The following is an 11,162-nucleotide window of genomic DNA, read 5'->3' as shown; positions in this document are numbered from 1 at the left end:
GAGGAATCTCAAAAGGTTCTATTTATGTTCATATTTATCATTTCCTGATCCTTGAGAGACCCTTCTCCCGATAGCCATCGGGATCAGGGTGACGACAGCGAAGAATTCTGTCATTGGTTAGGCCAAAAAAAAACCCCTTCTCAGGGGCTTTTTTTAAATAGGTTATTAATATGTTAGGCTTTTACTCTAGCCCTAGCTCTCATGGAGACTATTTCTTCACCATTGTCCAAGGTGACCAAGAAGATAAATGCGATTTCCGCAAAACCTCCTGCTGGAATGGTAATGGCCACTCCTGGTCTTTTTGCTCTAAACTCTTCTAGTGTAGTAGTGAAAATAACTTTGTTACCTTGTCCTGCTATAGGTGCTGTCATATAATCACCGGCAGTATTTAAGGTACCGGGGTTAATGGCAGTCGCACCAGCAGCCACTCTCGTGATTTCTCTGATTGTTCTACCTGAATTCTCAGGTATTTCCATTTCAAATACAATTTGTGAAGTTCCGACGTTGGTGACCTCTACATAAGGATCAAAACCGAAGGAGGTTGTATTGGTAAATGACAATGGAATTTCCGGTCTGTTATCCCTGTTGAACATCCCATAGTCAGATTCACAGGAAACCATAACCAATGAAACCAATAGGGTCATGAATATATTTAATGTCTTTTTCATATTCTTATTCATTTATGATTAATCAATATCCCACCAAACTCTAACATTAGGAAGAACCACTTCGAAATTAGGGTTACGAGCAATCTCCTCATTGATATACTGTGCACGGACCGGTCTGGTTCCGTCTATACCCACAGCGTTTTGGTGATCCTGAAGTACAGGATATCCGGTTCTTCTAAAGTCATTCCATTGCTCAAGACCATTCCCATATAAAGCAATATACTTCTGAGTAATGATTTTCTCTAGATTTTGAGCTGCGCTGCCATTTAACGTTACCTCATCTGCGTTTGAAGCGAAATAGGCAACTATCTGTTCTGCTGTCATTCCAGCATCTGTCATGGAAGCCCTGATACCTGCTTGGAAATATTCCTGAGCGTTGCCTGTAGTTCCCAAAGTCAATGCAGATTCAGCCAAAATAAAAGCTGTTTGCGCATTGGTAACCAGTCTTACCGGACCTTCACCTGAAGCACCTGTTACATAAGAACTGAATCTCGACCAAGAGCTTTGTGGCTGAGGTAAAGTGCCTCTGAATCCATTGTCGATAGTTACAAAACTTCCAGTCGGTTTGGTAACGAAGATATCCAACCTTGGATCATTTTTGCCTTGCAACAAATCCACAAATCTCGTGCTGATCAACATGTCATTTTGGAATAGGGAAACATAAGTCCATTCGTAAATGGGAGATCTACTTCCAACAGAAGTACCAAACCTGACATTCAAGTTCTGATTGTTGGCCACAATGTAATTGTTGCCACTGATCACTTGATTGATTACCTCTCTTGCAGCATCAGGATTAACCCTAGAAATGGTGTTTGCCAATTTCAACAATAAGGAATTACCTGCTCTTTTCCAGTTATCGATATTTCCTCCATAAACTAGATCATCAATACCAGGATTGATATTAGAAGCTACATTAAGGTCTGCCAAACCTTCTCTGACCAAATCAAACAAGCTTTGGATGCCATCACCACCCAAATAGATGCTCTGCTGAGAATCCAGTCTTGGTTGGGTGATTTCTGAACCTCTCAAAGCTTCAGAATAAGGAATATCTCCCCAAACATCTGTAGTCAAAGCAAATGTGTAAGCTTTCATAATCTTGGCAATCCCCTTGTAACTTGAGGAATTGACCGCGTCCGCAGATGTAATCAAAGTCTCATAAGTAATCAATGCGCCATTGAAAATCTCAAACCTCCATTGATTATTGAAGTTTGCACCATCAAGGTTATATATGTCATAAGCTGCAGGAGCATTTCCTGCACCAGCTGTAACGCTGACAATGGTAGAACCAAATCTGTTCAATTCATTTGCATTGGCAAATGCAGAACCTGCCAAAGCAGTAGGCAACAACACATCCGGTGTTGCAGTGATCGGGTTGTTGGGAGTTTCGTTGATATCCAGAAAATCCGAACAAGCCGTGGAAGTAAGCAAAGCTGCTGCTCCTATATATGTTAATAACTTTTTCATTTTTCCCTTCATTATAATGTAAATCTCAAATTAACACCGTAGTTTCTCGTTTGAGGTGCTCCGCTCAAATCCATCCCTTGGATGTTTCCAGCACCCTGAGTATTGACTTCAGGATCTGCAGGGAAGCCTGGAGCAAAGAACAACAGGTTCCTGCCAGAAATACCTATAGAAGCCTGTCCAAATGGTGTGGACCTCAGGAATCTTGCAGGAAGATCATAGCTTAATGCAACCTCTCTCAATCTGTAAACCGTGGCATCAAAAACCGCGCCTTCAGAAGCCAATCCACCTAAGCTACCATAATAAGTCTGCGCAGGCACTTGGATATTATTCGGTCTGTAAGTTCCATCTCCATTTGCGATTACTCCAGGCAATATTCTAGGTTGGTCTCTATCTACTCCTGTATAATCAATATGACCGCCGGTTCTAAGATCAACTTGACCAAAAGAATAAAGTTGACCTCCATATCTCGCATCTAAAAGCGCATAGAATGTCACATTTTTGTACCTAAAGGTATTGGCTAAACCTGCCAACCAATCAGGCTGTACATTTGCAATCACCGACCCCGGTACTCCAGGTGCATAACCGCCTGTAACTGGATTCACCAAAAGCTCACCATTTTCATTTCTTGGAAAAGCGGTAGAGATAACTACCCCATAAGGATGTCCAACGGCAATGGAGGATGTGATACCACCGAAACCCCCTGGAGGAATTCCTGAATTTTCAACTCCATCTGTAATTGAAACCACATTGTTTCTGATTCGGGTGAAATTCAAGTTGGCATCCCAGGTAAAGTCGCCTCTATTGAAGATGGTAGAAGACAATACTGCTTCCAAGCCCTTGTTGGTCATTTCACCAATATTGGTGGTTCTGGTATCAAATCCTGTAGAAGGAGATACCGCCACATTGAAGATTTGGTTGGTACTGATGGTATTGAAGTAGGCAACATCCAAACTGAATTTATTATTGAACAAACCTAAGTTTAACCCTACCTCATAAGAAGTGACAAATTCAGGAGTCAAGTCAAAGCTTCCTATTCTACCAGCAGGAGTAAATCCTGGGATACTACCACCTGCTACTGAAATCGGGAAGTTGATATTGGCCACGTTGTTACCATAACCGGCACTGACCAAAACAGACTGCAATAAATATGGATCTGCGTCTCTACCAACTCTTGCCGCACTTGCTCTGATTTTCGCATAGGAAAGAACGTCAGACTGAAGGTTAAATGCATCAGTAGGAACAAAACTTACAGCCATGGATGGATAGAAATAGGAATTGTTACCTGCTGGCAGTGTCGAAGACTGATCAACCCTTCCTGATAATTCCAAGAACAGATAATCTTGGTAATCAAAGGTCAATTGTGAATAGTAACCCACTAGTCTTCTTCTTGTTTGGGATTCACCTGAATTGGTAAATACTGATGCATTGCTAACGTTGTCAAATCCTGGGATAGTCAATGATTCACCCACTACCCTGATATTCTGGAAATCTCTTTGGTTGATATTTTGCCCTAGTAGCAAATTAGCACTCAATCCTTCCGTAAATAGATTTGCTTTTTTCATAGTGATCATCAAATCCCCGTTCAATTCCGACCTGAACAAAAGGTCTTCATTCAATGAGCCCTGAGGCGCTCTGGCTGATCCAAGTCTTAGGGTTTGCCTTCTTCTGTCAGTGTAAGTATCTGCTGTGGCCCTATAAGTAACATTCAACCAATCTGCGAAATCATACCCAACGTTAATGTTTCCGAAAACCCTGTCTACATTAAGGTCGAAAAGTTCATTTTCAGTACTCCATAATGGGTGATTCTGGGCTGGATTGTAATAAATGCTTCTTCCCAATTCATCCTGGAATGGTCTGCCAGAGAAATCAAAAGATCTTGGAATACGGGTAATCTGACCTAAGGCAGAACCACCATTACCTGCTGTACCTGCTCTTTGTTTGGATTTCACATACGTCATGGTGCCTCCGACTTGCACTCCATTCTGTAGTTTTTTATTTCCTCCCACTTGAACACTATACCTATCAAAACCAGTATTCGGGATAATACCTTCCTGATTGGTGGTATTCATATTCAATACATAGTTTTCATTGATATTTCCAGAGGCAATGTTAATGCCATTTTGGAAAATCCTTCCTGTTTGGAAAAATTCTTGGAAATGGTTTGGAAATGCTCTGTAAGGAACCGTTTCTCCTTGAGAATTCACTACGGTGTCAAAGCCCGGAGTACCAAATCGTGGACCCCAAGAAGCCGTGGATGTAGGAACAAAATTATTTTGTGTTCCTTGACCGTAATCATTTTGTAAAGGAGCATAATCTATTGGATCCTGAAGGTTTAAGGAAGAAGTCACTGTGATTTCTGTCTTGTCATTCAATCCCCTACCGCTTTTGGTGGTAATAATAATAGCACCTGCGGAAGCTCTGGAACCGTAAAGTACCGCTGCTGCAGGACCTTTCAGAATGCTCATGGAGGCGATGCTTTCCGGAGCAATGTCATTCAACCTATTACCCGGCTGAGAACCGAAAACTGTTGTTTGGGTATTATCCGTATCATTACTGAAAATGATACCATCCACAACTATCAAAGGCTGGTTATTCCCGGTAAATGAGGTGATACCTCTGATGTTGATGTTAGTTGAAGCTCCTGCACTTCCTGAAGAACCACCTATGTTGACACCTGCAACTTTACCTTGCAAAGCATTCAAAACATTTGGTTCTGACCTTTGGGACAGTGCATCTCCTTTGATGGATTGCAATGAATAGCCAAGTGACCTTTCATCTCTTTCAATACCTTGGGAGGTAACCACCACTTCGGACAATGCTCTGAAATCGGCCTGAAGGATCACATTTACAATTGATCTTCCCTCAAGGAGAATTTCCTGTGTATTGTAGCCGACAAAACTGAACACCAAAATATTACTTCCCGAAGGAACTTCCAGTGAGAAATTGCCATCAAGGTCCGTTACCGTTCCCAATGCGGTACCTTTGATGAGAATGTTCGCACCAGGGATCCCATCAGGATCATCTGTCGATGTCACTTTACCAGTGACTGTTCTGCTTTGTGCCATTACAGAGATTGCTGTAAACAGAGACAAAACAAAACATAGTAAAACTTTCTTCATACTATGAACTTTTAGTTAATAATTAGTTGATTTATTGGCGAATTAATAGGGAAAAAATTAGATTTCAAAAAAATCGGTTTTATTGACTGTTTATATATAAATTATATTTTATATCTTAAAAAAATTACTTTATTTAATTATTTATTTTTATTATTAAATTTTTTATTCCTTTATTATTTTTAATATTATTTTATTCATTTTTTATTATCTTATTATTGTGTTGCTATTTTCAAAATTATGTTAACCTAATGTTAAGAAATCTAAAAATTTCATTCTACCTAAATCGATAATTCAAAAATAAATTTGGTTGAACTATAATATATCACTTCAGAAAAAAAACTTTAATTTTGTTTTTGATTAAATTACTTGTCTTTTTTTCAATATCATTAATATTTATTTGCTTTTAATACCGTATTTTAAGAATAACATAAAATAATACTCGCTTTAAATTATCTTCACTTTAAAAATATTTTAAAATATTTTAACTTTTTTTATTGAAGACGACTAAACGTGAAAAGAATCTTCCTTTTTTATAAGGGGGTATCCTTTTTTGGATAAAATGCAATTTTTCATAAAAATCAATCAATTACAAATTTTCTTTCATATAAAGACAATCATTTATTTGTTTAAGAAAGAAATATTAAAATTAAACGGAACTCTTTCTGGAGTTCGGCAAAATTAAACTAATTCAAAATCTACATCTGGGAATATTGGTAGCTGATAGCAAAAAATTATTCTAAAAAAACTTTGTATATCTTGGCATTGGTAAATAAAAAAAACAGAAAAATCCCAGCAATAGACAATTCAGAATGCCTTAAAAAAAGACCCTCCAACTGTCAGCCTACTGGGATATTAAAATCTGGCTGGAAAAGCTTGATTAAAATGCAAATCTAATGGAAAGTGCTACTTCATCTCCCCAAAACCCGCCTCTTTCACCAAAATTGATCGCAGGCTTCCAATCCAAGGACAAATTGATGGGTGCATCTGTGAACTTGTAATCCAAACCTATGATACCATCAAGACCAATGATGGTATAACTTGTGTTCCTGTCACCCCAAGGAGTGTTATGGTTTCCGGCATTCCATGAACCAATATGCGCACCACCTCCATAAAACCACTGAAGTCCTTTGACCTCTGCAATGTCATTGTGGATTTCATAAAGCGCTGTCACCAGAAATCCTCTCCATCTTGTGTAAAGGAGACCTTCGATAGCGGCATTTTCCTGAACGAAATGTTTGACAGTCAGGCCATTGCCTGAACCGGCCCTAAGACCAATAGCCGTGTTGTACTGGGCCATGGTTTCATTGACAAAAGCCATGGACACCATGAATACAAATAATACGATAACTTTTTTCATCATGCTTTTTCTAAATGGATTAAACTTGTTTAAAATAATTTCGCAAAGAAAACCAATTCGCCGATGATTTCACTAAAAATCATTTGAAATGGTGGATCTGTTGAGGAGTTATACAAATATCAAGCCCAATATCATGTTCATCTGCCGGAATTCGGCTTTCAGGCGGGAAAAAGCTTAAACCTAACTTCAATACACTTTCATCCAAAGTAGTTAAGAATTTATCATAATATCCCTTACCATATCCCAACCTGTTTCCGTTTTCGTCAAAAGCCAATAATGGCATCAGAACCAATTGGATTTGGGAAGGTTCGGTCTGCTTTGCCCCAATGGGCTTTGGTATACCCCATCCATCCTCCTCAAAATCTGTGACTTCCTCCAAATTCAAGGTGTCCAATGAATCTTTGGTCACATTGACTTCGGAGGTGTAGAGATTATACCCCATTTTGTTGAGTTGATGATAAAGCGGAAAAGTATCTATTTCATTAAATCGTCTGATTGAGAAAAAAATATGAATGTGTTTGATGTCTGGTTTTTGGGAAAGGAATACCAAAAAAGAAGTGGTGATTTTTTCCGATAGTCTTGTCACCTCTTCCTGAGTCATTGCTTTTCTCAAAGACTTATACCTGTTTCGTAAAGATTCCTTATCCATTTTCAGGCTTGATAATCATGTAATCAAAATCAAATGGATCAAAAAGATCATAGAGGTCAGCTATAAATCCTTCATCTTCTAAATAAAACCTCATGAAATTCTCAACCCTTTCTTGGGGACTTCCGCCGGGGAACATGTAGTCCTGAAGATCTTCTCTCCTTTTAATCTGTATATTCAGTCGCTTCTCCTCCGCCTTTCTGATTTTTTTGGATAACTGATCCAGGATTTTCAATGACCTGACTTTGGCAGCCTCAAAAGCATTTCCTAAACTTTTTTCAAGATCTGATGCCTTAACACCCGTTTTCTCAAAGATTTCGGCTAACTCCTTTTTTTCCTTTTCAAGCGTTACTTCCATCGAAGCGTGGATTTTCACAAATTCTTTTTTCCAATCCAATACTGATTGAAACAACCTCTCATCCTCCAACTCAATCTGCCCCATCTTTCTCATGGCCAATTTATCCAAGACCAAAGCAAAGTTCCTCGGCATCACTGCCGGAAACTGAACACTGAAATGATCAAAAATGGTTTTCAGCTGAAACCAATAGGCCACTTCGGCCGGACCTCCCAAATAGGCGAGGTTAGGTAAAATCATTTCTTGGTACAAAGGCCTCAGCACGACATTGGGGCTGAATCTTTCAGGATGTTGATTTAACTCCTCCAATATTTCTGTTTCAGTAAAGGAAATATCGGTATTCAACACCTTATATATAGCACCAATTTTTTCGACCCTTTCCCTGACACCTGAAATCATATAAAAGAAATTGATCTCTCTAGGAAAGATTTGACTTTTATATCCCAATTCTTCGAGCTTTTTGGTTTGTTGCTCTGCCAATTGATTGGGTGTATGATTCAGCAAATCTTCCTGGATTACAGGCACAAATATTTTCTTGAAGTCAGGGGTGTTTGTATCGACTACCAAAAGCCCTTTTTCCCCAAATAAGTGATGGACATATTTCCTCCCAGCCTCTGACAGTTTTTTTGAACCCAAATATGCTTCTTTGAAAAGTTCAGGAACAAATGAACCTACCTCTTTGAAAAATTCCCTGAAGGATTGATCCAACTCAAAATCCCCCACTGCACCGGATTGCTTTGATTGCCATTGGTACTTTTTACCGTTGAGCTTGAAGTAATTGATCTCTTCAAAATCATGGTCCTCGGTAGCCATCCAATAGACCGGCACAAAATGAAACTCGGGATAGGATTCTTTCAGCCTATTGGCCAGATTGATGGTGGATACGATTTTATATATAAAGTATAATGGCCCTGTAAACAAATTAAGTTGATGGCCTGTGGTCACGGTAAATGTTTTCCCATCAGCCAAAGACCGGATTTGCGCTTTGGTCTTTTCGGAGATTTCCAAACCCGAGTACTGTTTTTCCAATTCCCTGACCAAAACATTTCTTTTTTCCGCATCAAAACCTTTGCCTTCCAAAAGGTTTTTGAAATTGGCTGATTTGGGGAATTGATTATAGAAAGGAGCTATATGTGGTTTTTGACGGATATAATCTAAAAATAAAGATGAAAACTGCCCGGTACACTCAGGGTCAACAGTGGCTTTAATCATGGAATTCAGGGTTCAACGTTCTTTGTAAGGGTATAAATGAAGTAAACTTTCCAACAAATGATAAAGTTCGCATAATTTTTCTTATTACAAGAATGGTATGTTTCTCCGTTGAATTATTTCAAAAATTATGTAGGGGAGTTGGGGAGGAGGTGGGTAGATTTGAGGTTAAGGATGGTAGAAGTCCGATGTCAGATGACCGATGTTGGCGAGTGGGAAGGAGGAAGGTTGAAGGAAGGGGTTGACGATGTCCGATGACCGATGACCGATGTTGGGGAGTGGGAAGGAGGAAGGGTGAGGGATGATCAAGTGGTGCGTCATTGCGAGTCCCCAACATTTTTGAAAAACATTCAGAAAAGGAATGACATTTTGTTGTTCGTCATCCTGAATCCGAGGTACGAGGCGAAGGATCTCCAAGCCTTAAGGTAGAGACTCTTCTTACGTCAGAGTGACGGCTCTGATTTACGTCATTGGTAGCCTGCCTGCCCATTTTTGCAGGGAGCACTTGGGAAACTTTGATATTTTGAACAGTCCTTCTTGCTACGTGGCAATCTCTTTAGGGAGGGGGAAGGAAGGGGTTTTAGATTGTAGATTTAAGATTTAAGATTTGGGGTAGTAATGATAATGGAGGAAGATGGAAAGGATGAAGGATAAGGGATGAAGGATGAAGATGGGGAAGTACAAGGTACAATCCGCAACGGCGGACAAGATGTACAAAGTACCAAGTACTGGGTTAGTAGTAAGAAATAGGGTTCCCGTTGTCTGAATCCTGGTCTGTCGACCTTGTCCATGCTGACAGAATACTCACAGTGACCGGGGAAACGGATCAGGGTAAAATAGCAAAGGCTTTGGAAAAGTCAGGATACAAAGGGAGAAATCATTTCCTGAAACAATTTCAATCAAATTTGCTTTAATTTCTTAGCTTTGCCCAAAATTTTCGATGATCAACTACCAAAAATTTGTACTGGATAATGGCCTGCAGGTCTTGGTTCATGAAGACCATGGTACCAAAATAGCCGTATTGAATATCCTGTATAAAGTGGGGTCCAGAAACGAGATCAAAGGCAAAACCGGATTGGCCCACTACTTTGAACACCTGATGTTCGGCAGTTCCAAAAACGTTCCTGTTTTTGATACGGCACTGGAAAAAGTCGGTGGATCCTGCAATGCATTCACCAATACCGACATCACCAACTTCTACATTACCCTTCCTGCTGCTAATATAGAAACTGCATTTTGGCTGGAATCAGACAGGATGCTACAACTCAACCTCAGTGAAAAAACCATTGAGACGCAAAGGAAGGTAGTCATTGAGGAATTCAAGCAACGATATCTCAACCAACCTTATGGCGATGTTCATCATCACATCAGGAAGCTTGCCTTTGACAGCCATCCTTACCAATGGCCGACTATAGGTGCAAACTTAGAGGACATCATCAACTACAAAAGGGAAGATGTAGAAGAATTCTATTTCACCCATTACCGTCCTGACAATGCAGTTATGGTGGTAGCAGGTGATGTGACCTTGGAACAGGTCAAGCACCTCGCCCAAAAATGGTTTGGAGACATCCCATCAGGTCAAATTCCCAAGAAAACCATCAATCAGGAACTGCCCCAAGCCAGCAAAAAAACTGCTACTGTACAGACTGATGTTCCTACAGATGCCTTATACAAAGTATATCATATGCCTGCCAAATTGCAGGACGGTTACTTGGAGTCTGATCTGATCACAGATATTATTGGCTTCGGCCGTTCTTCCATTTTGGAACAGCAATTGGTGAAAAACGGAAATATCTTCGCCTCAATCGGCGCCTATATTTATGGAACAATCGATCCTGGACTTATGGTATTTTCAGGAAAAATGGAAAAAGGTCAGACTGCTGAAAATGCGGAGAAGGCCTTGGATGAGGTAATCCATGACTTTCTGAAATCCAGTATCTCAGACGAAACCCTCACCAAAGTCAAAAATCAGGCAGAGGCCATGAAAACCTACGAGTCTGTGCAGATCCTGAACAGGGCAATGAGTTTGGCCTATTACGCACATTTGGGCAATGCCGATTATTACCAAACCGAATACGAGAAGAAAACCCAAATCCCGGCAGAACAAATACTGGATTGGGCTAAAAATATATTGAGAGAAGATAATTCTTCGGTGTTGTATTATAAGGGGAAGTAGGCTGTTTGAGAAGCGAGAGATTAGAAGCGAGAGATTAGAAGCGAGAAGCGAGAAACAAGAGCCAAGAATTAAGAGCCAAGAATCAAGAGCCAAGAATTAAGACACAAACCTTGTTCTGAGAAACAGGAAGACAAGAGTCAAAGTCCGGGCAGTCTCGGGTATTAGGGA

General features: G+C 39.9%; 8 protein-coding genes. 2 read left to right on the top strand and 6 right to left on the bottom strand.

What is annotated here, in order from left to right:
• Positions 1–173 precede the first annotated feature (173 nt).
• The 6 genes from ACEW8U_RS09380 to bshC form a co-directional block, all read right to left on the bottom strand.
• Positions 174–668, bottom strand: a complete 495-nt coding sequence (locus ACEW8U_RS09380; protein WP_373521781.1) for a hypothetical protein — start codon at positions 666–668, stop codon at positions 174–176.
• An 18-nt stretch (positions 669–686) separates the two neighbouring features.
• Complete coding sequence (locus tag ACEW8U_RS09375) at positions 687–2,132, bottom strand: SusD/RagB family nutrient-binding outer membrane lipoprotein (RefSeq protein ID WP_373521780.1); 1,446 nt, start codon at positions 2,130–2,132, stop codon at positions 687–689.
• Between the two features lie 11 nt (positions 2,133–2,143).
• Positions 2,144–5,251: a SusC/RagA family TonB-linked outer membrane protein gene (locus tag ACEW8U_RS09370; RefSeq protein WP_373521779.1), complete on the bottom strand. Its 3,108-nt coding sequence runs from the start codon at positions 5,249–5,251 to the stop codon at positions 2,144–2,146.
• Positions 5,252–6,128: 877 nt separating this feature from the next.
• Positions 6,129–6,608 carry a hypothetical protein gene (locus ACEW8U_RS09365; RefSeq protein ID WP_373521783.1) on the bottom strand — a complete coding sequence of 160 codons (480 nt, stop codon included), beginning with the start codon at positions 6,606–6,608 and terminating at the stop codon, positions 6,129–6,131.
• Between the two features lie 79 nt (positions 6,609–6,687).
• Positions 6,688–7,257: a 5-formyltetrahydrofolate cyclo-ligase gene (locus ACEW8U_RS09360; protein ID WP_373521778.1), complete on the bottom strand. Its 570-nt coding sequence runs from the start codon at positions 7,255–7,257 to the stop codon at positions 6,688–6,690.
• Positions 7,250–8,821, bottom strand: coding sequence for a bacillithiol biosynthesis cysteine-adding enzyme BshC (bshC, locus tag ACEW8U_RS09355; RefSeq protein WP_373521777.1), 1,572 nt, complete (start codon positions 8,819–8,821; stop codon positions 7,250–7,252). The genes ACEW8U_RS09360 and bshC overlap by 8 nt, the downstream gene beginning before the upstream one ends.
• 108 nt (positions 8,822–8,929) lie before the next feature.
• Between bshC and ACEW8U_RS09350 the strand changes: the two genes are divergently transcribed.
• Positions 8,930–9,076, top strand: coding sequence for a hypothetical protein (locus tag ACEW8U_RS09350; RefSeq protein WP_373521776.1), 147 nt, complete (start codon positions 8,930–8,932; stop codon positions 9,074–9,076).
• A 682-nt stretch (positions 9,077–9,758) separates the two neighbouring features.
• Positions 9,759–10,994 (top strand): M16 family metallopeptidase, encoded by a 1,236-nt coding sequence (locus ACEW8U_RS09345; RefSeq protein WP_373521775.1) that lies wholly within the window; start codon positions 9,759–9,761, stop codon positions 10,992–10,994.
• Positions 10,995–11,162: the final 168 nt, after the last annotated feature.

Source organism: Aquiflexum sp. (assembly GCF_041751335.1).
GTDB lineage: Bacteria > Bacteroidota > Bacteroidia > Cytophagales > Cyclobacteriaceae > Aquiflexum.
This window is presented reverse-complemented; position numbering and strand designations above follow the sequence as displayed.